The 24,235-nt window shown below is 67.5% G+C and carries 22 protein-coding genes and 1 riboswitch; of the genes, 15 read left to right on the forward strand and 7 right to left on the reverse strand.

The annotated features are described in order from the left end of the window. Window positions 1-38 precede the first annotated feature (38 nt). The gene (locus C1927_RS01255; RefSeq protein ID WP_079224854.1) at window positions 39-1,142 is read left to right on the forward strand and encodes an NADH:flavin oxidoreductase/NADH oxidase; all 1,104 of its coding nucleotides are present in this window, start codon (window positions 39-41) and stop codon (window positions 1,140-1,142) included. 3 nt (window positions 1,143-1,145) lie between these two features. Here the strand turns inward: C1927_RS01255 and C1927_RS01260 are convergent, their stop codons facing one another. Next, entirely contained in the window at window positions 1,146-2,057 is a 912-nt protein-coding gene (locus tag C1927_RS01260; protein ID WP_108745727.1) for a LysR family transcriptional regulator, read from the reverse strand. A gap of 122 nt (window positions 2,058-2,179) precedes the next feature. Between C1927_RS01260 and C1927_RS01265 the strand changes: the two genes are divergently transcribed. Continuing rightward, window positions 2,180-2,434, forward strand: coding sequence for a DUF2798 domain-containing protein (locus C1927_RS01265; protein ID WP_108745728.1), 255 nt, complete (start codon window positions 2,180-2,182; stop codon window positions 2,432-2,434). A gap of 60 nt (window positions 2,435-2,494) precedes the next feature. Continuing rightward, a complete protein-coding gene (gene purU, locus C1927_RS01270) occupies window positions 2,495-3,346 on the forward strand; it encodes a formyltetrahydrofolate deformylase (RefSeq protein WP_108745729.1) in 852 nt (283 codons plus the stop codon). 107 nt (window positions 3,347-3,453) lie between these two features. Here the strand turns inward: purU and pncA are convergent, their stop codons facing one another. Continuing rightward, window positions 3,454-4,080 (reverse strand): bifunctional nicotinamidase/pyrazinamidase, encoded by a 627-nt coding sequence (pncA, locus tag C1927_RS01275; protein ID WP_108745730.1) that lies wholly within the window; start codon window positions 4,078-4,080, stop codon window positions 3,454-3,456. Window positions 4,081-4,136: 56 nt separating this feature from the next. Further along, on the reverse strand, window positions 4,137-4,808 hold the full coding sequence (locus C1927_RS01280; protein WP_108745731.1) for an epoxyqueuosine reductase QueH: 672 nt from the start codon (window positions 4,806-4,808) through the stop codon (window positions 4,137-4,139). 158 nt (window positions 4,809-4,966) lie between these two features. Further along, a riboswitch (cobalamin riboswitch) is annotated at window positions 4,967-5,160 on the reverse strand. Between the two features lie 271 nt (window positions 5,161-5,431). On the opposite strand from C1927_RS01280, the gene C1927_RS01285 reads away from it, so the two are divergent. Both C1927_RS01285 and C1927_RS01290 read left to right on the forward strand, forming a co-directional pair. Continuing rightward, on the forward strand, window positions 5,432-7,306 hold the full coding sequence (locus tag C1927_RS01285) for a patatin-like phospholipase family protein (RefSeq protein ID WP_108745732.1): 1,875 nt from the start codon (window positions 5,432-5,434) through the stop codon (window positions 7,304-7,306). A gap of 43 nt (window positions 7,307-7,349) precedes the next feature. Further along, window positions 7,350-7,787, forward strand: a complete 438-nt coding sequence (locus tag C1927_RS01290) for a hypothetical protein (protein ID WP_108745733.1) — start codon at window positions 7,350-7,352, stop codon at window positions 7,785-7,787. Between the two features lie 413 nt (window positions 7,788-8,200). Here C1927_RS01290 and C1927_RS01295 read toward each other — a convergent pair whose 3' ends face one another. Further along, on the reverse strand, window positions 8,201-9,568 hold the full coding sequence (locus C1927_RS01295) for a short-chain fatty acyl-CoA regulator family protein (protein ID WP_108745734.1): 1,368 nt from the start codon (window positions 9,566-9,568) through the stop codon (window positions 8,201-8,203). Window positions 9,569-9,682: 114 nt separating this feature from the next. Here C1927_RS01295 and C1927_RS01300 point away from each other — a divergent pair, with 114 nt between their 5' ends. From C1927_RS01300 to mmsB, 5 genes are read left to right on the forward strand one after another with little or no spacing between them, the layout of a single operon-like run. Then, window positions 9,683-11,188: a CoA-acylating methylmalonate-semialdehyde dehydrogenase gene (locus tag C1927_RS01300; protein WP_079224871.1), complete on the forward strand. Its 1,506-nt coding sequence runs from the start codon at window positions 9,683-9,685 to the stop codon at window positions 11,186-11,188. Window positions 11,189-11,202: 14 nt separating this feature from the next. After that, entirely contained in the window at window positions 11,203-12,369 is a 1,167-nt protein-coding gene (locus tag C1927_RS01305) for an acyl-CoA dehydrogenase family protein (protein ID WP_079224873.1), read from the forward strand. Further along, window positions 12,366-13,163 (forward strand): enoyl-CoA hydratase, encoded by a 798-nt coding sequence (locus C1927_RS01310; RefSeq protein ID WP_079224875.1) that lies wholly within the window; start codon window positions 12,366-12,368, stop codon window positions 13,161-13,163. The genes C1927_RS01305 and C1927_RS01310 overlap by 4 nt, the downstream gene beginning before the upstream one ends. Then, window positions 13,160-14,335, forward strand: a complete 1,176-nt coding sequence (locus C1927_RS01315; RefSeq protein WP_079224877.1) for an enoyl-CoA hydratase/isomerase family protein — start codon at window positions 13,160-13,162, stop codon at window positions 14,333-14,335. Before C1927_RS01310 ends, C1927_RS01315 begins: the two co-directional genes overlap by 4 nt. Next, window positions 14,332-15,222, forward strand: a complete 891-nt coding sequence (gene mmsB, locus C1927_RS01320) for a 3-hydroxyisobutyrate dehydrogenase (protein ID WP_079224879.1) — start codon at window positions 14,332-14,334, stop codon at window positions 15,220-15,222. Before C1927_RS01315 ends, mmsB begins: the two co-directional genes overlap by 4 nt. A 147-nt stretch (window positions 15,223-15,369) precedes the next feature. On the opposite strand, the gene C1927_RS01325 is transcribed toward mmsB, so the two are convergent. Together C1927_RS01325 and C1927_RS01330 are read right to left on the reverse strand one after the other, a co-directional pair. Further along, window positions 15,370-15,795: an organic hydroperoxide resistance protein gene (locus tag C1927_RS01325; RefSeq protein ID WP_079224881.1), complete on the reverse strand. Its 426-nt coding sequence runs from the start codon at window positions 15,793-15,795 to the stop codon at window positions 15,370-15,372. Window positions 15,796-15,904: 109 nt separating this feature from the next. Then, the gene (locus tag C1927_RS01330) at window positions 15,905-16,861 is read right to left on the reverse strand and encodes a cation transporter (RefSeq protein WP_237771993.1); all 957 of its coding nucleotides are present in this window, start codon (window positions 16,859-16,861) and stop codon (window positions 15,905-15,907) included. Between the two features lie 232 nt (window positions 16,862-17,093). On the opposite strand from C1927_RS01330, the gene C1927_RS01335 reads away from it, so the two are divergent. Beyond that, a complete protein-coding gene (locus tag C1927_RS01335; RefSeq protein ID WP_108745736.1) occupies window positions 17,094-18,548 on the forward strand; it encodes a SulP family inorganic anion transporter in 1,455 nt (484 codons plus the stop codon). Between the two features lie 164 nt (window positions 18,549-18,712). Here the strand turns inward: C1927_RS01335 and C1927_RS01340 are convergent, their stop codons facing one another. Next, on the reverse strand, window positions 18,713-19,960 hold the full coding sequence (locus C1927_RS01340) for an HNH endonuclease (RefSeq protein ID WP_159095269.1): 1,248 nt from the start codon (window positions 19,958-19,960) through the stop codon (window positions 18,713-18,715). Between the two features lie 372 nt (window positions 19,961-20,332). On the opposite strand from C1927_RS01340, the gene dusA reads away from it, so the two are divergent. The 4 genes from dusA to C1927_RS01360 all read left to right on the forward strand — a co-directional run bounded on the left by dusA (window position 20,333) and on the right by C1927_RS01360 (window position 24,181). Then, entirely contained in the window at window positions 20,333-21,364 is a 1,032-nt protein-coding gene (dusA, locus tag C1927_RS01345; protein WP_079224888.1) for a tRNA dihydrouridine(20/20a) synthase DusA, read from the forward strand. A gap of 213 nt (window positions 21,365-21,577) precedes the next feature. Then, complete coding sequence (locus C1927_RS01350) at window positions 21,578-21,979, forward strand: hypothetical protein (RefSeq protein ID WP_079224890.1); 402 nt, start codon at window positions 21,578-21,580, stop codon at window positions 21,977-21,979. A 71-nt stretch (window positions 21,980-22,050) separates the two neighbouring features. Beyond that, complete coding sequence (locus C1927_RS01355; protein WP_079224892.1) at window positions 22,051-22,734, forward strand: response regulator transcription factor; 684 nt, start codon at window positions 22,051-22,053, stop codon at window positions 22,732-22,734. 22 nt (window positions 22,735-22,756) lie between these two features. Beyond that, entirely contained in the window at window positions 22,757-24,181 is a 1,425-nt protein-coding gene (locus tag C1927_RS01360) for a sensor histidine kinase (RefSeq protein WP_079224893.1), read from the forward strand. The last annotated feature ends 54 nt before the right edge of the window (window positions 24,182-24,235 follow it).

Consider the following 24,235-nt stretch of genomic DNA (forward strand, 5'->3'; position numbering starts at 1 on the left):
CGGTGCAATACGCACCCCCTACGCATGTCCTGACCGTCTTGAGCCAGCTGTTCTCGCCGATGTCCCTCGGCCCCCTGACCCTGCCCAACCGCATCGTGATCGCGCCGATGTGCCAGTACTCCGCCGAAGATGGCCGCGCCAGCGATTGGCACGCCATGCACCTGGGCAACCTGGCGCAGTCCGGCGCGGGCCTGCTGATCCTGGAAGCCACCGCGGTCGAGCCGCGCGGGCGCATCAGCTGGGCCGACCTGGGCCTGTGGGATGACGGCACCGAGGCCGCCCTGGCGCAGGTGCTGGCCAGCGTCCGCCGCTGGTCGTCGATGCCGCTGGGCATCCAGCTGGCCCACGCCGGCCGCAAGGCCTCCACCGCCCGCCCGTGGGACGGTGGCCGCCAGCTGCCGGCCGACGATGCCAACGGCTGGGCCACGGTCGCCCCGTCACCGGTACCGTTCCACGCCACCGATCCGGCGCCCGAGGCGCTGGATGAAGCCGGCATCGCCGAGGTCATCGCTGCCTTCGCCGCCAGCGCGGTGCGTGCCGAGCGCCTGGGCTTCGAGCTGATCGAGATCCACGCCGCGCACGGTTACCTGCTGCACCAGTTCCTGTCCCCGCTCAGCAACCGCCGCACTGACGGCTACGGTGGCTCGCTGCCGAACCGCCTGCGCCTGCTGGTGGAGGTGTTCGATGCGGTGCGTGCAGCGGTGTCGGACAAGATGGCCGTGGGCGTGCGCATTTCCGCCACCGACTGGGTCGACGGCGGCTGGGACCTGGTGCAGAGCGAAGCACTGGCGCAGATCCTGGATGCGCGTGGCTGCAACTTCCTGCACGTGTCCAGCGGCGGCCTCGATGAGCGGCAGAAGATCAGCGTCGGCCCGGGTTACCAGGTGCCGTTCGCGGCGGCCATCAAGGCCAAGAAGCTGCGCATGCCGGTCATTGCGGTGGGCCTGATCACCGAGCCGGAACAGGCCGAATCGATCCTGCGCCACAACCAGGCCGATGCCATCGGGCTGGCCCGCGGCATCCTGTACGACCCGCGCTGGCCGTGGCACGCCGCCGCCGCGCTGGGCGACAGCGTGGTGCCGTCGCCGCAGTACCTGCGCTGCGAGCCGCGCGAAGCACGCAACGTGTTCCGCGCGCGCTGAACCTCAGACCTGCCAGGCCGGTGCCATGCCGGCCTGCAGGTGCTCGAACAGCGCGCGGATCTTCGCGGTGAAATCGCGGCGGTCGCTCACGCAGAAGAACACCTCCATCGGCGCCGGCTGCCATGCGCTGGCCGGGCCGAATACCGCCTGCAGGCGGCCATCGCGCAGGTACGGTTCGGCCACGAACGCGGCCAGCCGGGTGATGCCCGCGCCGGCCGCCGCCAGCTCGGCCAGCGCGTCGATGTCATCGCAGACCATGCTCGGCGGCAGCGCCGCGTCCACCCGCTGGCCGTCCTTCAGCAGGCCCCAGCGCAGCGGCCGGCCATCGGTGGGGAAGCGGTGCAGCAGGCCGCGATGGCCGTTCAGTGCGGCCGGATCGCCCGGCGTGCCGTGCGCCTCCAGGTAGGCCGGCGAGGCACAGAACACGAACGGGATGCGCGCCAGCGGCCGTGCCACCAGCCCGTCTTCCAGCTGCGCGCCGATGCGGATGCTGGCATCCACCGCCTCCGGCCCGTGCTGTACGGCACGATCGCTCAGGCGTAGTTCCAGCTGCAGTTGCGGGTAGCGCTGCTGCAGGCTGGGCAGCAGGGGCGCCAGCACGTGGCGGCCGAACGCGCTGCTGCTGGCGATGCGCAGCGGTCCGGATGGTTCGATATCGCCAGCGGTGACCATCGCCTGCGCGCGCGCCAGGTCCGCCTCGATGTGCCGCACCTGCGCCAGGTAGACCGCACCGGCCTCGCTGAGCGCCAGCTGCCGCGTGCTGCGGTTGAGCAGGCGCACGCCCAGGTGGGCTTCCAGCCGGTTGATGTTCTGCCCCACGGCGGTGGCGCTGATGCCGAGGTGGCGGGCCGCGGCGGCAATGCTGCCGGTCTCTGCGGTGCGGGTGAAGCTGCGGATGAGCTGCAACAGGTTCATGACCGACCAGCTTGCCATGCGGAAGGACAAGTATCGCTTGGGTCTGTGCCAAGCGTGGCGGGGCTGTGCGCGGGCCGCCGCACCGCTAGCCTGCCGGCCCACTTCACTCGACACGATGTGCCATGGCCTACCCCCGATCGTCCCGCTGGAAGCTGCACGCCCGCAGCACGCCGTTTGTCTTCGCCTTCTTCATGGCCGGCCTGATGGCGCTGCTGATGTGCCTGGTCATCACCGCCGCCAACGCCGGGCTGGGCAGCGGCTATCTGGCGCGGGTGATGGCCGCCTACCAGATGGCCATGCCAGTCGCGTTCTGCGGCGTGCTGCTGGTGCGCCCGCTGGTGGTGCGGCTGGTGGCGTTGACGGTGCATCCGCGCTGAAGATCGGTTGCATCTGACAGCATTGTGCATCGCGGCAGGGTGCTGCCCTACACTCGGGCGATGCGCCCCGATTCCATTCTTACCCTGTCCTGCCCCGACCGCACCGGTATCGTCTACCGCGTCTCGGGGCTGTTGTTCGACCACGGCTGCAACATCCTCGACGCCCAGCAGTTCGGCGATGAGGAGAGCGGCCGCTTCTTCCTGCGCGTGCATTTCGACCGCGACGCCAGCCTGCCGCTCGACACCGTGCACGCGGCGATGGCTGCACTGGCCGCCGACTACGGCATGGACTGGCAGCTGCATGACGGTCGCCGCCGCGCGCGCCTGCTGGTGCTGGTCAGCAAGCAGGGCCATTGCCTGAACGATCTGCTGTTCCGCGCCCACAGCGGGCAGCTGAAAGTGGACATCGCTGCGGTGGCATCGAATCACGCCGATTTCGCGCCGCTGGCCGCGTCCTACCAGGTGCCGTTCCACCATCTGCCGGTAAACGCCGAAACGCGCGCCATGCAGGAACAGCAGATCATCGACCTGGTCGAGCGCGAGCGCATCGACCTGGTAGTGCTGGCGCGCTACATGCAGATCCTCTCGCCCACGCTGTGCCGCGCCCTGGCCGGCCGCGCGATCAACATCCACCACAGCTTCCTGCCCAGCTTCAAGGGCGCGCAGCCGTACCACCAGGCGCACGCGCGCGGGGTCAAGATCATCGGCGCCACCGCGCACTACGTCACCGAGGATCTGGACGAAGGCCCGATCATCGAACAGGACGTGGCCCGCGTGGACCACGCCATGGCACCGCGCGAACTGGTGCGGCTGGGCAGCGATACCGAATCGCAGGTGCTGGCGCGCGCCGTGCGCCGGCACGTGGAGCACCGCATCCTGCTCAACGGGCACCGCACGGTGGTGTTCCGGTAATCGTCCATCCCGCGCCACCACGGGTGCTATCCGGTAGTGCCGGCCGCTGGCCGGCAACTGCAGGGATCCCGAGGTTGCCGGCCAGCGGCCGGCACTACCGTTCCGGGTCAGACGATCGCAATCCCTGCCTTGCCCAGCGCCTCACGCACCATCGCGTCGTTGGCTTCGGTCACCGGCCGGGTCAGCTCCCACAGGAACTTCACCCGGAAGCCGGATTTCACCGCGTCCTGTGCGCTCCACAGCACGCAGTAATCGCGCGCCAGGCCGCACACGTGCACCTCGCGGATGCGGCGCTCATGCAGCCAGCCGGCCAGGCCGGTCGGTGGGCGTTCGCCCTCCGGGCCGTGGTTCTCGCGGAACGCACTGTACGAATCCACCTGCTGGCGGGTGCCCTTGCGCAGGATCAGGTCGGCCACGGTCCAGTCCACGCCCGGGTGCAGCGCGGCGCCGTCGCTGCCCTGCACGCAGTGGTCCGGCCACAGGGTCTGCGGCTGCGCGTGCAGCAGGATGCTTTCGAACGGACGCGTGCCCGGGTGCTGGCTGGCGAACGAAGCATGGTTGGCCGGGTGCCAGTCCTGGGTGGCCACCACCGTGCGGTAGTGGCGCTGTGCCAGCAGCTCGGCAATCGGCGCCACCAGCGCGTCACCCTGGTCGCAGGCCAATGCGCCACCGGGCATGAAGTCCGGCTGCAGGTCGATCACCAGCAGGGCGACATCGGCGGGCAGGGCGGTCATGGCAGGGTCCAGCACAGCAGAAGGGGCGACCAGCGTGGCCGCCCCCTGCGCGCACGTCAATCGCCCTGCGGCGTTTCAGCATCCTGGCCGTAGTACAGCAGGCCGATCTTGATGCGCTCGCGGCCGGTTTCGCGGCGGTGGCGGTTGGCATCGCGCAGCGAGTACACGCAGCCGCAGTACTCCTGCTGGTAGAACTGCTCGCGCTTGCTGATTTCCACCATGCGGCTGGCACCGCCACCCTTGCGCCAGTTGTAATCCCAGTACTGCAGGCCTTCGTAGCGCGACGCGGCGCGGATGCCGCAGTCGTTGATCTGCGCCATGTTCTTCCAGCGCGAAATGCCCAGCGACGAACTGATGGTGTCGTAGCCGTGCTCATGCGCGTACAGCGCGGTGCGCTCGAAACGCATGTCGAAGCACATCGTGCAGCGGATGCCGCGCTCGGGCTCGTTTTCCATGCCGCGCGCACGGCTGAACCAGTTGTCGGTGTCGTAGTCGCAATCGATGAAGGGAATGCCGTGCTGCTCGGCGAAGCGGATGTTCTCCTGCTTGCGCAGCTCGTACTCCTTCACCGGGTGGATGTTGGGGTTGTAGAAGAAGATCGCGTAGTCGATCCCGGAGGCAGTGATCGCCTCCATCACTTCACCCGAGCAGGGCGCGCAGCACGAATGCAGCAGCAGGCGCTTGCCGTCGGCGGGCAGGGACAGGTCGGGGCGTTGGAACTCGGTCATCGTCGGGTGCATCTGGGCGTGGGCAACGGGTCTGGCCGGAAACCGTGAACAGGACGCGCGCGGCCACCCCGCCTGCACGCGCAGGACGAAGACGGCCCCGGCAACCTCCCCGCGGAGATTCCAGGTCGAGTCAGGGGACGGTCGTGTCCCCCGGCCGGGGCCGGTATTCGGGCTGATGGACACGGGCCGCAGCCCACCTACTACCTGCCGCTTCCCAGGCGCGAGCCCAGTGCTGTTGGCAGGATTCGTTTCCATTCACCGCTGCGGGGCAGCTCCGGAATGGGCGCGCGAGGCGCCTTCACCGGATTCCCATTCAAATCCCTGCCGTTGTCGCAACGACGGCAGGGATACCTTCGGCGTGCCCACGGTGGACGCGATGCCTGCGCCGGTCAAGGGGAGTACGTCCACTTGCCCACTCGATCCACGCCATGCGCGGATGACTTCCGCGCACGGCACGGATCGTGCCGACCAACGGTCGGCACCCACCGGAGCGGCGGATGCCCTCCGACGCAGTCCTGCCTTGCCCTTCCGTGGGCGGGTTCTCAGGCGGTGAGAAGCCTTCGCGTCATACTGCATCCGTAGCGTCGGGTGGCATCTCAGGCACAGTCAGCGGGGGCAGGGTAGTGGCAGACAAGTACTGCGATCTGGTCATGAAGGGCGGCATCACCAGCGGCATCGTGTACCCCAATGCGGTACTGGCGCTGGCCCGCGATTACCGGTTCAAGAGCATCGGTGGCACCTCGGCCGGCGCCATTGCGGCGGCGGTGGCGGCAGCGGCAGCGTATGGCGATCGCCGCCAGCAGGCGGGTGAGCACCTGGCCGACGGCACCGGTTACGGCGGCCTGTCCGCGGTGTCAGCGCAGTTGTCGCGGCGCGGCTTCATCTACAGCCTGTTCCAGCCGGCACGCGGCGCGCGGGCGGCCTACCGGCTGCTGGTGGCGCTGACCGGCGGCTACGGGTGGCCGCGCAAGCTGTTGTGCCTGGCGGTGGCCGTGTTCGAGATCGCCCCGCTGGAAGTGCTGGTGTCGCTGGCGCTGCTGCTGGGCCTGGGCTGGTGGGGCGGTGGCTGGAGCGGCGTGGCCGCCACCCTGCTCCCTTCGCTGCTGTGTGCCTATGGCGCCGGCGTGGCCGGTGCCGCGCTGCGGGTGGCGCGGGTGGCACGGCGCAACCTGCTGGGCCTGTGCAGCGGCCTGGGCCGCGATGCACGCAAGCCGGCACTGACCGAATGGCTGCACCAGAGCCTGCAGGAGCTGTCCGGCAAGCCGCTGGACGCACCGCTCACCTTTGCCGATCTGCACGATGCACCGCGCTATGCCGGCGAGCCGGAGAGCCCGCATGCCATCAGCCTGCAGATGATCACCACCTGCGTGTCGCACAACGAACCGCGCACGCTGCCGCTGGGCGGTGCGCAGTTCTGGTTCCTGCGCGAGGAATTCGAGCAGCTGTTCCCGGCCAGCGTGGTGCAGTGGCTGGTCGACCACGCCGGCACGCCGGTGGATGTGGAAGGGCGGCAGTACTACCACCTGCCACAGGGCCCGCAGCTGCCGGTACTGGTGGCCACCCGGATGAGCCTGAGCTTCCCGCTGCTGATCAGTGCGGTGCCGCTGCATGAGCCGGCGCGCCGCGAGCGCCGCTGCGCGCCGTCACCGGCCACCCCTGATGCCGAGCACAACGTGGCCGACAGCATGGAAGGCCTGACCAGTGCCGGCCAGTCCTGCGGGCCGGTCATCACCGCGTTCCGCATCTGCTGGTTCTCCGATGGTGGCATCAGCAGCAACTTCCCCATCCACCTGTTCGATGCGGCAATGCCGCGCTGGCCGACCTTCGCCATCAACCTGGTCTACCCGCAGCATGCCGAGGATGTCAGCCATGGCACCACCGGCCAGCAGGCGCTGGAGCGCGCCGTGGTGCTACCCACCGAGAACCGCCACGGCTGGCAGCGCCATTACCAGTCCATCGCCACGCCGCTGGCCGCCGCCGAGCTGGGCCGTTTCCTGTTTGCGGTGGTGGCCACCATGCAGAACTGGCGCGACCTGCTGCAGGCACGCGCACCGGGCTACCGCGACCGCATCGTTCACGTGAGCCTGCAGGGCGACGAAGGGGGCATGAACCTGGACATGCCGCAGGAGGTGCTGAGCCGCATCGCCGACAAGGGCAGCCTGGCCGGCGCACGCTTCTGCGCGTTCTCGTTCGATAACCACTACTGGATCCGCTGGCGCAACCTCGCTTCGGCCTACCAGCGCTACACGCTGGAAGTGGCGCGTACCGATGACCCGGCGCAGCAGGTACTGGCCTACCGCGCGGCGTATTCCATCGTCGCCAATGGTGAGCCGGTGGCGCCGTCGTACAAGCTGGGTTCGGAAGACAAGCGTCGCGGATCGCAGCAGTTGTGGGCGCAGATGGTGGAGCAGGGCCGCACGTGGGAAGACCTGGGTCCGGACCTGACCGACGGTGCACCGCGTCCGCTGCCGCAGATGAAGGTCACGCCGATCTACTGACCGCGATGGATACAATCGCGGCCCCCACTGCAAGGAACGCTTCATGTCCTCCCGCCAACACCTGCTGGACCTGCTGGAACGACTCGATGCCCGCGATCCGGACCACCTGCCGGTGGTGCCGCTGGCCGCGTATTTCGAAGGCAACGATTTCGAAGAGTGCATCGCACCGAACCAGTGGGGTTACGGCCGCCCGCCGATTGCCGAGCTGTACGCACGCCTGGCCGCGATAGCCGCGAAACCCGAAGTGGAAGGTGTCTACGTGGGCCTGCACCAGGACTGGGGCAGTGCACTGGAAGACGACAGCGAATGGCCGGCCGCGGAAAACGTGCACGTACTGACCCGCGCCGACGCCGCAACCGTGGAAGGCTGGTTGCAGGGACTGGAGTGCGACGGCGTTGGTGAAGGCTGGCCGTATGGGCAGCACATCGATGCACCCGTGCCCTCCGCAGGCCATCGCGTATTGACCGTGTTCTGGGACTAAAACCTGCCAACCAAGGTTGGCACCTACCAGAGCGACTTTCCGGATGGGGTCAGAGCCCGTCGCGTCGCAACGGGATCCGACCCCGTGCCGACCAACGGTCGGCACCTACCAGTAGAGCCACGCCACGCGTGGATGCATTTCGCGCACGGCCAGAGCGTGCCGACCAACGGTCGGCACCCACCATCAGCATCAGCATCAGCATCAGGTTCCAACAGCCCGCGGGAAACTGTCGAAGGCGGGGTGGGTCCGGTTGAGGGGGTGTGAGCGGCATGGATGCCGCGACCAAGCCCCCATGGACGGGTTTACGGCGTCCCCCTCAACCGGACCCACCCCGCCAACCCACGGATAGCCAGCTTTTGACGTTGCCGTCGCCGTTGATTCGGCAGGTGCAGGGCGCAGCCCTGCAAAAACCCCTACCTTCCCGGCAACTGCGCGAACGCGCGCTGCATGCAGTCCTCGCGCGGGCACACCCGGCAACCCGGGCCGATCGACACCGAGTTGCCCGGGCTCTGCACATCCAGCCCAAGCGAATACACCAACCGCTCGGCATGCTGCAGGTCGCACCCCAGCGCCACTGCAAACGTCTTGCGCGGCTGCCCATGGCCCACCGGGCCACTGCTGACCTGCCGCGCCAGCCAGAAGTGCCGTCGCCCATCGGGCATGCGCGCGGTCTGGGTCAGGATGCGCCCCGGCTGGTTGAACGCCTCGTAGACGATCCACAGCGGGCACGACCCACCCACCTGTGAGAAATGGAAATCGGTGGCCGAATGGCGCTTGGACACATTGCCCGCACGGTCCACGCGGATGAAGAAGAACGGCAGCCCCGGCGCACTGCGCCGCGCCAGCGTGCTCAGCCGATGACACACCGCCTCGAAGCCCACGCCGAACTGATGCGCCAGCAGTTCGATGTCGTAGCTGCTGGCCTCGGCCGCACGCAGGAAGCGCATGTACGGCATCACCAGCGCGCCGGCGAAATAGTTGGAAAGACCGATCCGCGCCTGCGCGATGCGCGCCTCGTCGTGGAAGCCCGCGCGCGCGATCACCGCATCGATCTGCGGCAGGTAGCCGTGCAGGGCCAGCTCGGCGGCCATCTGGAACGCCTGCTGGCCCGGCTCCAGGTAATCGGGCAGCCACAGCCGTCGCGCCCCGGCATCGAACTGGCGCTTCTCGCGCCCGGCCTGCAGCGCGGCCACTTCCACCAGCACGCCGTGGCGGTCGGCCAGCAGCTGGCGCAGGCGCGGCGCCACGTGCCCGGGTGACAGTCCCCACTCGGCGAACAGGCGCTCGGCCAGTTCGTCCAGCTCGGGGATGTGGTTGTGCATGCGGTTGAAGAACTCGCGCACCTGGTCGCCGGCGGGCAGGGTACTGCCGGCCTCGGGCTCGCCCAGCTGGAACTCCAGCGCGGCGGCGTGCTCGCGCAGGGCCAGGTGGCGGCGATGCAGGTCCAGCAGGGCGCGGCTGACCTGTGGCAGGTTGCCGGCCAGCGCCCGCAGCTCGGTCGCGCTCACCTCCGCCAGGCCGAGGTCGCGCAGGGTCTCGCCCAGCGCCTCCTGCAACGCGGCGGGCTCATCATCGTCGAACAGGGCCGAAACGTCGCCCAACACCTCGCCCAGCTTCTTCTGCACGGCCGGGGTCAGCGGGCGCTTGTTGCGCTCGATCTGGTTCAGGTAACTGGCCGACAGGCCCAGGGCACGTGCCAGGTCCACCTGGCTGTAGCCGCGCTGTTCGCGCAGGCGCAGCAGGCGCAGGCCCAGCTGGCGTTGTGAAGGCTGGAAATTCACAGAATTAACATGAATCGTCTGGCGTGTTGGCCAGATTAAGCGGATTCAGGCCGGAAATCGAGGAGGGTGATGTGAATAATGCCAAGCATCTTTCGAGCCAGTGGGATTGTCGTCATGACTGTTGCAGCGCCCCGTATCCGCATGCTGATCGATGGCCAGTTCGTCGAATCGGCCACCTCCCACTGGCAGGACGTGATCAATCCGGCCACCCAGGACGTGCTGGCCCAGGTGCCGTTCGCCACCACCAGCGAAGTGGATGCCGCCGTTGCTGCCGCCAAGGAAGCCTTCAAGACCTGGCGCAAGACCCCGATCGGCACCCGTGCGCGCATCTTCCTGAAGTACCAGCAGCTGATCCGCGAGAACATGAGCGAGCTGGCCCACATCCTCACCGCCGAACAGGGCAAGACCCTGCCGGACGCGGAAGGCGATGTGTTCCGTGGCCTGGAAGTGGTCGAGCACGCCGCTGCCATCGGCAACCTGCAGCTGGGCGAGCTGGCCAACAACGTGGCCAACGGCGTGGACACCTACAGCATCATGCAGCCGCTCGGTGTGTGCGCCGGCATCACTCCGTTCAACTTCCCGGCGATGATCCCGCTGTGGATGTTCCCGATGGCGATCGCCACCGGCAACACCTTCATCCTCAAGCCGTCCGAGCAGGACCCGATGGTGACCATGCGCCTGGTCGAGCTGGCGCTGGAAGCCGGCATTCCGAAGGGCGTGCTGAACGTCGTCCACGGTGGCGAGGAAGTGGTCAACGCGATCTGCGACCACCCGGACATCAAGGCCGTGTCGTTCGTCGGTTCCACCCGCGTCGGCACCCACGTCTACAACCGCGCCTCGCTGGCCGGCAAGCGCGTGCAGTGCATGATGGGCGCCAAGAACCACGCCGTGGTGCTGCCGGACGCCAACAAGGAACAGACCCTCAACGCGATGGTCGGCGCCGCCTTCGGTGCGGCCGGCCAGCGCTGCATGGCCGCCTCCACGCTGGTGCTGGTCGGTGAAGCGCGCAACTGGGTGCAGGACCTGGTGGCCAAGGCGCAGACCCTCAAGGTCAGCGGCGGCACCGTGTCCGGCACCGACGTCGGCCCGGTCATTTCCTGCAGCGCCCGCGAGCGCGTGGAAGGCCTGATCGCCTCGGGCGTGGAGCAGGGCGCCAAGTTGGTGCTGGACGGCCGCAAGCCGCAGGTCGATGGTTTCGAGAAGGGCAACTTCGTCGGCCCGACCATCTTTGCCGGTGTCACCACCGACATGCGCATCTACCAGGAAGAAATCTTCGGGCCGGTGCTGGTCATCCTCGAAGCGGAAACGCTGGACGAGGCCATCGCCATGGTCAACAGCAACCCGAACGGCAACGGCACCGCGCTGTTCACCCAGTCCGGCGCGGCTGCCCGTCGCTTCCAGGAAGACATCGACGTCGGCCAGGTCGGCATCAACGTGCCGATCCCGGTGCCGGTGCCGCTGTTCTCGTTCACCGGTTCGCGCGCCTCCAAGCTGGGCGACCTGGGCCCGTACGGCAAGCAGGTCGTGCTGTTCTACACCCAGACCAAGACCGTCACCGCACGCTGGTTCGATGACGAGACGCTGAGCCACGGCGTCAACACCACCATCAGCCTGAAGTAAGGGCAGGAGCAGCCATGAGCCACTCGATGACGACGGACCAGGAAGAAGCGCAGCAGGCGTACCGCGAAGCCGCGCGTGACTTCGCACAGGCCGAACTGGCGCCGCACGCCGCGCGATGGGATGCGGAGGGCATCTTTCCGCGCGAGGCGATCGCCAAGGCCGGTGAACTGGGCTTCTGTGGTCTGTACATGGACCCGGAAGTCGGCGGCAGCGGCCTCAGCCGCCTGGACGCCGCCGTCGTCATCGAGGAGCTCGCCAACGTCGATCCGTCGACCGCGGCGTACATCAGCATCCACAACATGGCTTCGTGGATGGTCTCCAAATGGGGCCAGGCCGAACTGCGCGATGCGTGGGGCACCGACCTGTCCTCGGGCAGCAAGCTGGCCTCGTACTGCCTGACCGAACCGGGCGCTGGCTCGGATGCTGCTTCGCTGAAGACCACCGCCGTGCGCGACGGTGACTTCTATGTGCTGAACGGCTCCAAGGCCTTCATTTCCGGCGCCGGTGCCACCGAGCTGCTGGTGGTGATGGCGCGTACCGGCGGTGCCGGTGCGGGCGGTGTCAGCGCCATCGCGGTGCCGGCCGACCTGCCGGGCATCAGCTATGGCCGCAAGGAAGAGAAGATGGGCTGGAACAGCCAGCCCACCCGTGGCATCACCTTCGAAAACGTCCGCGTGCCGGTCAGCCACCTTCTGGGAGAGGAAGGCGGCGGCTTCAAGCTGGCGATGAAGGGGCTGGACGGCGGCCGCATCAACATCGCCGCCTGCTCGCTGGGTGCCGCGCAGGGCGCGCTGGACGCTGCACGCCGCTACATGGGCGAGCGCCGCCAGTTCGGCAAGGCGCTGGCCGATTTCCAGGCGCTGCAGTTCAAGCTGGCCGACATGGCCATCGAACTGGTGGCCGCGCGGCAGATGGTGCATTCGGCTGCGCGCAAGCTCGACGCCGGCGCCAGCGATGCCAACGTGTGGTGCGCGATGGCCAAGCGCTTCGCCACTGATGCCGGCTTCAAGATCTGCAACGAAGCGCTGCAGATCCACGGCGGCTACGGCTACATCCGGGAATACCCGATCGAGCGCCTGCTGCGCGACAGCCGCGTGCACCAGATCCTGGAAGGCACCAACGAGATCATGCGGGTGATCGTTGCCCGCCACCTGCTCAACACCGAAGAGGAACTGCGATGAAGGATTGGCGTACCCAGGAGCACGTGGGCCTGAAGGTCGAGGCCGATGGCCACACCGCCGTGGTCACCCTGCACAACCCGCCGGCGCACACCTGGACCGTGCACAGCCTGGCCGCGCTGCGCGACCTGGTGGGCGCGCTCAACGCAGACCGCGACATCTACGCGCTGGTGATCACCGGTGACGGCGAGAAGTTCTTCTCCGCCGGCGCCGACCTCAACCAGTTCGCCTCGGGCGACAAGGGCGCCGCACGCGAAGCCGCGCGCCGCTTCGGTGAAGCCTTCGAAGCGCTGTCCGCGTTCCGTGGCGTGTCGATCGCCGCCATCAACGGCTACGCCATGGGCGGTGGCCTGGAATGCGCGCTGGCCTGTGACCTGCGCATCATCGAAGACCACGCCCAGGTCGCGCTGCCGGAGGCCACCGTCGGCCTGCTGCCGTGCGCCGGTGGCACCCAGAACCTGCCGCGCCTGGTGGGCGAGGGCTGGGCCAAGCGCATGATCCTGCTGGGCGAGCGCGTCAACGCGGAAACCGCGCTGCGCATCGGCCTGGCCGAAGAGAAAGTCGGCAAGGGCGAAGCCAAGGCACTCGCGCTGGAATGGGCGAAGAAGGCCGGCAAGCAGAGCCCGACCAGCATCGCCGCCTGCAAGACCCTGGTGCAGTCCACCCGCACCGGCACCCACGCCTCGGCGCTGGTGGCCGAGCGCGAAGCCTTCGTCGATCTGTTCGATACCGCCGACCAGGTCGAGGGCGTGACCGCCTTCCTGGAAAAGCGCGCCGCGCAGTGGAAGAACGCATGACCGCCGACACCGTTGCCGACGAAGCACCGGTGCTGTTCGAAGAGCGCGTGGCCGGCAACGGCACGCGCATCGGCATCGCCACCCTCAACGCGCCGCGCACGCTCAATGGCTTCTCGCTGCCGATGGCACACCTGCTGCTGAAGCAGCTGAACGCCTGGGCCGACGATGATGGCATCGCGATGGTGGTGCTGCAGGGCGCCGGCGAAAAAGCGTTCTGCGCCGGTGGTGACCTGCACAGCCTGTACAAGGCCATGGTCGCCTTCCGCGAGGCCGGCCACGGCGATATCCGCGAAAACGACTACGCCGCCGAGTTCTTCGACGTCGAGTACCGCGTCGATTACCTCATCCATACCTACGCCAAGCCGATCCTGTGCTGGGGCCACGGCATCGTGATGGGCGGCGGCATCGGCCTGATGTCCGGTGCCAGCCACCGCGTGGTCAGCGAGCGCTCCAAGCTGGCCTTCCCGGAAATCACCGTCGGCCTGTTCCCGGATGTCGGTGGCAGCTGGCTGCTGCCGCGCGTGCCCGGCAAGGGCGGCCTGTTCCTAGCCCTGACCGGCGCACTGCTCAATCCGGGCGATGCCATCTACGCCGGCCTGGCCGATGTGCACGTGGCCGAAGACCGCCGCAGCGCGGTGTTCGATGCGCTGCTGCAGGTGGCCTGGTCCAGCGACGCCGCGCACAACCACGAACGCCTGGATCATCTGCTGCAATCGCATGCCAGCGACGCCGCGACCGGCCCGCTGCTGGCCAACGCCGCGCAGGTCGACGCGCTGTGCGAAGGCGATGACCTGTCCGCAATCATCGACCGCATCAGCAGCCTGCAGACCGACGATGCCTGGCTGCAGGCCGCACAGAAGACCCTCGCCGCCGGTGCACCCGGTTCGGCGCGGCTGGCCTTCGAACTGCAGCGCCGCAGCGCCGGCCAGGATCTGGCCAGCGTCTACCGCCTGGAATACATCACCGCCCTGCAGTGCGCCGCCCGTGGCGATTTCGCCGAAGGCATCCGCGCGCTGCTGATCGACAAGGACCGCAACCCGCAGTGGAACCCGGCCACCCTGGCCGAGGCCACCGCCGCGTGGGCGCAGACCTTCTTTGTTTCCCCCTGGGCCGACGCCGCGCATCCGCTGGCCGACCTGGGCACTCCCCTTGCTGAAAGGAGCCTTGCATGAGCCGCATTGCATTCATCGGGTTGGGCAACATGGGTGGCCCGATGGCCGCCAACCTGGTCAAGAACGGCCACACCGTGCGCGTGTTCGACCTGGTGCCGGCCGCCGTCCAGGCCGCCGTCGATGCCGGTGCCAGCGCCGCACCGTCGGCCCGAGACACCCTGGCCGACGCCGAAGTCGTGATCTCGATGCTGCCGGCCAGCCGCCACGTCGAAGGCGTGTACCTGGGCGAGGACGGCATCCTCGCCGCGATCCCGGCCGGTGCGCTGGTCATCGACTGCAGCACGATTGCCCCGGCCAGCGCCCGCAAGGTGTCTGAAGCCGCTGCCGCACGTGGCCTGCAGATGCTCGATGCACCCGTGTCCGGCGGTACCGCCGGCGCACAGGCCGGCACCCTCACCTTCATCGTCGGTGGCGAAGAGGACGCACTGGAACGTGCGCGCCCGGTGCTGCAGGCCATGGGCAAGAACATCTTCCACGTCGGTGCCAGCGGCGCCGGCCAGGTGGCCAAGCTGTGCAACAACATGGCACTGGGCGTGATCATGGCCGTCACCGGTGAAGCCATCGCCCTGGGCGTGGCGCACGGGCTGGACCCGAAGGTGCTGTCGCAGATGATGGCGGTCAGCACCGGCCGCAGCTGGGCCACCGAAGTGTGCAACCCGTGGCCGGGCGTGCTGGAAAACGCCCCGGCCTCGCGTGGCTACAGCGGCGGCTTCGGCAGCGACCTGATGCTGAAGGACATGGGCCTGGCGGTGGAAGCGGCGATGAGCGTGGGCGCCTCGATCCCGCTGGGCGAAGTGGCCCGCAACCTGTACTCGATGAACCACCAGGCCGGCCGCGGCAAGCTGGATTTCTCCAGCGTCGTGCAGCTCATCACGAGCGAGAAGTGACCTGGTAGCGCCGGCCGCTGGCCGGCAACCTCATGCCCCCGCGCGGGACAACGAAGGTGGGATGGGCGGATGCCCGGTTTCGACCGGCATCCGCCCATTTTTTTGCTCTTGCCGTGGTAGCGCCGGCCGCTGGCCGGCATCACCGCATCAGGCAACGATCAGCGTCACGTCGATGTTGCCGCGGGTGGCGTTGGAGTACGGGCAGACGATGTGCGCCTTCTGCACCAGCTCTTCCAGCTGTTCGCGCGGCACGCCCGGGGCGTTGATGGTCAGCTCGGCTTCGATGCCGAAACCGGTCGGGATCTGGCCGATGCCCACCTTGCCGGTGACGGTGGTGTCGGCCGGCAGCGCGACCTTGGCCTGGCCGGCCACGAACTTCAGCGCGCCCAGGAAGCAGGCCGAGTAGCCAGCCGCGAACAGCTGTTCCGGGTTGGTGCCCGGGCCGCCGGCGCCGCCCAGCTCACGCGGGGTCGACAGCTGGATGTCCAGCACGTTGTCGGAGGAGACCGAACGGCCTTCACGGCCGCCGGTGGAGGTGGCCTGGGCGGTGTACAGAACCTTTTCGATGGACATGGGATGCTCCTGGTCAGTGGGTGGGTGTTTCGATGGGTCTACTTTGCCCGGTCCTGCAGGACGATGGGTGATAGTTCGTCCTGAATATTTGACACATCGTCCTGTCGATCTAGATCGTCCACTCGCGGTCGGTGGTGAACATGATGGTCAGCCAACGGTCCGGGGACGCTTCGCCCAGTGCATCGCCGATCTCATCGCGCAGCTGGTCCCACTCCACCAGTGGCCGCGGCGGGTCGTCCTCGCGCACCACGAAGAACAGCTCGATCTGCTCGCCACGGCCGACCTGGGCCACGTAGCTGCGGTGTTCGACGAAGCCATGGCGGGCCACGATGTCCCGCGCCACGGCGTCCACGTGCGCCTGCAGATCCGGCGGGGTCACCAGCAGGATGCCGGCGAGCGCGCGGCGCACCGTGCCCAGCGGCGCCACCATCACGAACAGGCAGACCACCGCCAGGATGGCCGGATCGATATAGGGCCCGACCCAGGCCAGCGACGTGCCCTGCACCAGCACGCCGCCCACGAACGCGGCCACGTAGCAGGCCGACATGCTCGCGGCGATCACCCAGTTCTTCGCATCCAGGGCGATGAAGTCCGAACCGATGCGACGGTTGGCGCGCCACACGAAGGCGCCGAACGCACTTTCTGCCAGCAGTGACACCACGCCGAACACAATCGCCGGCCCCAGCGCGATATGGCGCCCGCCGGACATCAGCGCATCCACCGCATTGACCAGGGCATACAGCGCCGCGCCGATCATCAGCAGGCCGCTTACCCCCAGCACGATCGGCTCCAGGTGCCAGAAGCCCATGGTGAAACGCTGGTTGAGCCGCGACTGCAGCGCATCGGTCTGCGTGGACAGCGCGATCAGGCGCGCCACCAGCAGCGACAGCCAGGTCATCACCACGTCGATCAGGCCGTAGATGCCGTCGAAGATGATCAGCGAGGAATTGGCCAGCAGGCCGAACACCACCCCGGCCAGCGCGACCGCCAGCGAGAAGGCAATGGACAGGCGCAGCACGCCCTGTTCGGTGGCGGGGTCGAAGAAACGGGGAGAGGGCAGGGCCATGGTCCGATTGTAGGGCGCTGCCATGTCACGCTGCGTTCAATGCCTGCCCGCGCTACCGCCGCCGGGCGGCTTCCCGTAGACTGCGCGCCTCCCACGTACCGACACCCGCCTGCAGTGATCACGCCACCCTGACCCTTGCCGCACCTCGGCAGCCGGCCCGCCCGGCTCAGGAACCCGTGTCTTTCCACTGCAGCGCCACGTGGCCCTTTGCCCGTGCGCGCGGAGTTTTCCCATGCAAACGTCCTACCCCCTGCGCCAGCAATGGCTCGGCAACATCCGTGGTGATCTGCTGTCCGGCATGGTCGTCGCCCTGGCCCTGATTCCCGAGGCCATCGCTTTCTCGCTCATCGCTGGCGCCGACCCCAAGGTCGGCCTGTATGCCGCGTTCTCGATCGCGGTGGTCACCGCCATCGCCGGCGGCCGCCCGGGCATGATTTCTGCTGCCACCGGCGCCATGGCGCTGGTGATGGTCGATCTGGTCAAGGACCACGGCCTGCAGTACCTGTTCGCCGCCAGCATCCTGGCCGGCCTGCTGCAGGTGCTGGCTGGCGTGTTCAAGCTCGGCTCGCTGATGCGCTTCGTCTCGCGCTCGGTCATCACCGGTTTCGTCAACGCGCTGGCCATCCTCATCTTCCTGGCGCAGATGCCCGAGCTGATCGGCCGCGGCCCCACCGTCTATGTGCTGTGCGCCGCCGCGCTGGCCATCATCTACCTGCTGCCGCGCATCACCCGCGCCGTGCCGTCGCCGCTGGTCGCCATCGTCGTGCTCACCGCCGTGGTCATCGGCTTCGGCGTGGACGTGCGCAGCGTGGGTGACATGGGCCAGTTGCCCGACAGCCTGCCGCACTTCCTCATCCCCGATGTGCCCCTCACCTGGGAAACCCTGCGCATCCTGCTGCCGGTGTCGGCCACGCTGGCCGTGGTCGGCCTGCTCGAATCGATGATGACCCTGCAGATCGTCGAGGACATCACCGAGACGCCCAGCGAGCGCAACCGCGAGTGCGTCGGCCAGGGCGTGGCCAACACGGTCACCGGCTTCCTCGGCGGCATGGCCGGCTGCGCGATGATCGGCCAGTCGGTCATCAACGTGACCTCCGGTGGCCGCGGCCGCCTGTCCTGCCTGGTGGCCGGCGCACTGCTGCTGGTGCTGGTGGTGTACGGCAGCGACCTGGTGCGGCAGATCCCGATGGCCGCGCTGGTGGCGGTGATGATCATGGTCAGCATCGGCACCTTCAGCTGGCGCTCGCTGCGCGACCTGCGCACGCATCCGCGCAGCTCGTCTGCGGTGATGCTGCTGACCGTGGTGGTCACCGTGGCCACCCACGACCTGGCCAAGGGCGTGCTCAGCGGCGTGCTGCTGTCGGCGCTGTTCTTCGCCCGCAAGGTCGGCCGCATGCTGGACGTGCAGCGTGAGGACGCGGCGGATACCCAGGTGTACCGCGTACGCGGGCAGGTGTTCTTTGCCTCGGCTGGCCAGCTCGGCGCGGCCTTCGACTACCAGCACGTCGCGCCGAAGGTGCAGATCGACCTGCGCGACGCCCATCTGTGGGATCTGACCGCCGTGGCCGCGCTGGAGCGCGCACAGGAAAAGCTGGCCACGCATGGTGCGCAGGTGACGGTGGTGGGCCTCAATGCCGCCAGCCAGACCCTCATCGAGCAGGTGGGCGGCGCGCGCGGCGGGCATTGATCGGGCAGGGGGGTGCAGGTCTTCGCTTTTTCCAGGAGCTCGAACTGCTTCATTGCGGTGTTGGAGCGGGGACTGAACTGGATCCACCAATGGGTGGATCCAGTTCATGCCGGGCGATCAGGCGATCAGGCGTGAAATCGTCACTGGAACGTGCTGCGATCCAGTCACTGCGATGCCTTCGGCTTCGAAAAAATCAGTTCACGGTGGTACTTCAAGTAGCTGGCTAGAGCTTCGGTAGGGCGTTTACGAAGCCCATTTGGAAGATTCAGCAGCTGCCTTTCTTCGACAGACAGTTGATCGGCGACCAGCATGCGGCCTTCGTCATCAAAAGAGACAAGTCCAGCGTCGAAGAGGGCATCGAGATTCGCGCTGAGCAGCAGGCCATTCTCTGCGTTCAATCGTTCTTCATCGTCCGAGAGCCGCCAGGGTTTGCAATGTGATGCGCGCAGTACCGCCCGGACGCTGCATCCAGTCACCGCACATGCGCTGTCCCACAGACTTTCAAGTCGGGCGCGATACTGCCCTTGCCCGACGCGTGCTTGGATCAGTGCGGTCCGCGTTGTCGGGTCCTCGACATTCCGCTCAACCTGAGTGACATCCTCCGCAATCTCTTCGGGCGTAGGACTTGTGTATCTGAATGACTGGACAGGCACGGTGTCCATAACGTCTGCGTACCTGCACTCGTCGCGATCATGAATGGTGCCGAGGCGGATCAGCTGGGAGCTGTCATACGCAGCGATTCCTTCGCCACCCTCCTGGCTCCTGCAGATCACGCCATAGCCGGCGTATCCCCTTTCCATCAGTGCAACGTGACGCTGCCGTTCCTGCCATCCAAGCCGGTGAGTATCCTTATCATCCAGCACGAAGATCTGGGTTCTTCCGTCGTGTGACTGCAGGTCCTCCTCCCACAAGCGCAGGAAGACGCGCCTGCTGACGTCGTCAACTGAACCCCAGGACCAGCGAACGTTGGCCAGTGGGGCGCGCAGGTCTTCGGCGAAGAAGGCAGATGTTCCCTTGGATTCGGCTTTTGCGGATAGCCCAAGCCTTTCAGCGATGGATATTGAGGACTCTGTCGGGAGATGTGCTGCTTCTGTTGAAGTGAACGGCTGGAATTTGTAGCCCACTGACGTAAGAAGTGCCTCAGACCGTTGGAGCAGATCTTCATCGAAGAACGGCCGCCAGTGGGACTCGACAATGATGGCCTCGCAGGTCAGGTCTACACGGCCGTACCCGAGCAATTTAATGAACCCATCTGATGGCTTGCCGGTCATCAGAATGCGTTTGACGGTATCGAAGCCGCCGTATGTATTGAGCATCTGCTTGAAGCGCGTCGGGGGATATCCCAGGCGGACCGCTTGCTCTGCCGCCTTGAGCAAGTGGTGTGTGAACTGCTCATTCTCATTGCTGTTCAATTTGTATTCCCCCCTGTGACTCAACAACGTTGGATGTAGAGACGGTTCTCTACGATGCAGCCCTATTTGTCGCCCCCGCAGGATTCCCCTGCTGAGTTTCGATGCCCCGGTAGGGGAGGATCGTCGGCAGCAGGTGCTGTGGTCAACGCATTCATGGCTCAGTGGCAGTGCCCCTCAGACTTTTGGGTCGAGATGCTTCGGGAGGCAGGCGATGAGCAGGTTGAGGAAGCGCCCCCCGCTGGACAAGTGGGCGATACCCTTGGATGACTCGAACCCACAGCCTGCCAAGGCCAGCAGCGCCGGTGGCAGCGCCCTGCCGCGCCAGCGCGGGCAGATTCAGCCGCGCGGTGTAAACTATTGATCTCACTGGCAATGCCAGTCTCCACGATCAACACCCCGATGACGTCCGCCACCGCCCGTTACGCCGATTCCCTGCGCCTGTCCGTTGCCCCCATGATGGACTGGACCGACCGCCACTGCCGCGTGTTCCACCGCGTGCTGGCGCCGGGTGCGCGGCTGTACACCGAGATGGTGCACGCCAACGCGGTCATCCACGGCGATCGCGAGCGCCTGCTCGGCTTCGACGCCAGCGAACAGCCGCTGGCCCTGCAGCTGGGCGGCAGCGATCCGGCCCTGCTGGCGCAGGCCGCGCGCATCGCCGCCGACTGGGGCTACGACGAGGTCAACCTCAACTGCGGCTGCCCGTCCGACCGCGTGCAGGCCGGGCGCTTCGGCGCCTGCCTGATGCGCGAACCGGCGCTGGTGGCCGAGTGCGTGGCGGCCATGGTCGCGGCGGTGGACATCCCGGTCACGGTGAAGTGCCGCCTGGGCGTGGACGAGGACAACGATTACGAGGTGTTCGCCGGCTTCGTCGACCGCCAGGTGGCCGCCGGTGCCGCCATGGTCGTGGTCCACGCGCGCAACGCTTGGCTGAAGGGCCTGTCGCCAAAGGAGAACCGCGAGGTTCCGCCGCTGAAGTACGACTGGGCCTACCGCCTCAAGCAGGCGCGCCCGGCGCTGCCGGTGGTCATCAACGGCGGTCTGGCCACCGTGGAGGCGGTGCAGGCCCAGGCCGCGCACGTCGATGGCGTGATGCTGGGCCGCGCGGCCTACCACGACCCCTACCTGCTGCATCAGCTGGAGGCGCTGCAGACCGGCGCCGCGCTGCGCCCGCGTGGCGAACTGCTGCGCGCGCTGCGCCCCTACATCGAGGCCCGCCTGGGCGAGGGCCTGGCCCTGAAGCACATCACCCGCCATCTGCTGGGCCTGTTCCATGGCCAGCCGGGTGGCCGCGCCTTCCGTCAGGTGCTGAGCGAGGGCGCGCACCGCCCCGGCGCCGACTGGGCGCTGATCGAGCAGGCGCTGGCGGTCACCGAGCGCGCATCGGACCGTGCTGCAGCGTGACCGCAGTCACGTTCCTGACTTGACAAGGCCCGTAGATTCGTCCCGAATGTTCACTTAGATGAACAACGCCGGAGAGCACCCGGAAAAGTTCAGATCGGATTCACCGCGCCAAACCAATCATTTGCAAAGGAAATGTAAAGACCGGGTTCCGTATCCGGCGCTCCGGATTTACGACTTTTGAACGAATCGCCGTGCTCGGCTAGGATCGCATCGATGTCTTCCGCTCCCTTCCACCGCCGCATTGCCCTGGCCACCTGCGTGGTCCTGGCGGCTGCCCCCCTTTCTGCAGCGATGGCCCAGCAGCCACCGCGCGGTGGTGGTGGTGGCGGTGAGCCGCGTGCAGCCATGCGCGCGGACATGCGTACGGACATGATGGATCGTGGTGGCCGTGGCGATGATCGTTCGTTGTCCGATGCCGTGCGCCGGGTGCAGCGCTCCACCGGTGGCCACATCCTCGGCGCCGAGCGCGTGCCGTTCGATGGCCGGGACATCAACCGGGTCAAATACATGGATGACCGGGGCCGCGTCCGCTACATGGACGATCCCGCCCCGGCACGTTCACAGCCGCGCACGCCGCGGTCGGATATGTCATCACTACGCGGCGATAACCCCTGAACAGGGATAGTTGCCGTAATACACCGTACCCACAGGCCTCCGGGCCACACCCAGGACACTAGGGAGAGTTCATGCGTATCCTTCTGGTCGAAGACGAAGCCCCGCTGCGTGAGACCCTGGCAGCCCGGCTCAAGCGCGAAGGTTTTGCCGTCGATGCTGCACAGGACGGCGAGGAAGGCCTTTATATGGGCCGCGAAGTGCCGTTCGACGTCGGCATCATCGACCTGGGCCTGCCCAAGATGTCGGGCATGGAGCTGATCAAGGCCCTGCGCGATGAGGGCAAGAAGTTCCCGGTGCTGATCCTGACCGCGCGTTCGAGCTGGCAGGACAAGGTCGAAGGCCTCAAGCAGGGCGCCGACGATTACCTGGTCAAGCCGTTCCATGTGGAAGAACTGCTGGCCCGCGTCAACGCGCTGCTGCGCCGCGCCGCTGGCTGGAGCAAGCCGACCCTGGAATGCGGTCCGGTTGCCCTGGATCTGGCAGCACAGACGGTCAGCGTCACCGGCAGCAATGTCGACCTGACCAGCTACGAGTACAAGGTGCTGGAATACCTGATGATGCATGCCGGTGAACTGGTCTCCAAGGCCGACCTCACCGAGCACATCTACCAGCAGGATTTCGACCGCGACTCGAACGTGCTGGAAGTGTTCATCGGCCGCCTGCGCAAGAAGCTGGACCCGGACGGCGAACTGAAGCCGATCGAGACCGTGCGTGGCCGCGGCTACCGTTTCGCGATCCCGCGCAACGAGGGCTGAGCCTTTCACAAGGCGATAAACGATGTCCGGCCGTCTGTGGTTCTTCCGACGCTGGCGGCCGCGCTCACTGCAGGCGCGCCAGCTGTTCGCCGCGTCCGTGGGCCTGGTCGCGTTCCTGGCCCTGGCCGGTTACGCGCTGGATGCCGCCTTCGCCGATACGGCGAAGGCGAACCTGCGTGAGCGCCTGAAGAACTACGCCACGGCCTACGCGGCCGGCATCGATTTCACCCGCGACCGCTCGCTGTACATCCGCGAGCAGCCGCCGGATCCGCGCTTCGACGTGCCCGGCAGTGGCCTGTACCTGCAGGTGGTGATGCCGGACGGCAAGGGCAATTCGATGTCCGCCGAAGGCCCGATGCTGCCCACCGTGGGCGGCGGCCTGCTGGCCCCGCGCCAGGAAGTGTTCGAAGGCCCGCTGCCGATGATCCAGATCGACGGCAGCCAGGGCTCGGTGTACCGCTACGGCCTGGGCCTGGTGTGGGATGCCGACGCCGACCCCGCCACCGAATTCCCGTACACCATCTACGTGATGGAAGACTCGCGCGCGCTGGGCGCGCAGCTGCGCGTGTTCCGCAGCCGGGTCTGGTTCTACCTGGGCGGCATCGGCCTGATCCTGCTGCTGCTGCAGACCGTCATCCTGCAGTGGAGCCTGCGCCCGTTGCGCCGGGTCATCACCGAGCTGACCAAGGTGCAGCGCGGCGAGACCGAGCGCATGAGCGAGCGCCACCCGCGCGAGCTGGAACCGCTGACCGACAGCATCAATGCCTTCATCGAGAGCGAGCGCGAGAACCTCGAGCGCCAGCGCAACACCCTGGCCGACCTGGCGCACAGCCTGAAGACGCCCATCGCCGTGCTGCGCACGCAGATGGACAGCGGTGCCGGCGATGGCGCCCTGCGCGAGGAACTGGATGTGCAGCTGCAGCGCATGAACAACCTGGTGTCCTACCAGCTGGCGCGTGCCGCCTCGTCGGGCCACAAGCTGTTCTCCGCGCCGCTGCCGGTGGAATCCAACGCCGAGGAAATCGTCCGTGGCCTGGAGAAGGTCTACGCGTCGAAGGGCGTGCTGTGCGAATTCGACATCGACCCGGCCGCGCGTTTCCATGGCGAACCGGGCGACCTGCAGGAACTGCTGGGCAACCTGCTGGAAAACGCCTTCAAGTGGGCCAAGCGCCGCGTGCTGCTGACCGCACAGCCGCTGCCGGCACCCAACGCGCGCCGCGCCGGCCTGCTGCTGGCGGTGGACGACGATGGCCCGGGCATCGCCCCGGAAGACATCGGCAAGGTGCTGCAGCGTGGTGTGCGCGGCGATGAGCGCGTGCAGGGCCACGGCATCGGCCTGTCGATCGTGCAGGACCTGATCAAGGATTACCGCGGCGAGCTGCTGGTGGCCCGTTCCAGCGAGCTGGGCGGCGCCCGCTTCGAAGTGCGCCTGCCACCGGGGCCGTAAACCCCGGCACTTCGATCCGCCGGGCATGGCCCGGCGCTACCGGTCGACGTGCCC

The sequence above is a fragment of the Stenotrophomonas sp. ZAC14D1_NAIMI4_1 genome (assembly GCF_003086775.1).
GTDB lineage: Bacteria > Pseudomonadota > Gammaproteobacteria > Xanthomonadales > Xanthomonadaceae > Stenotrophomonas.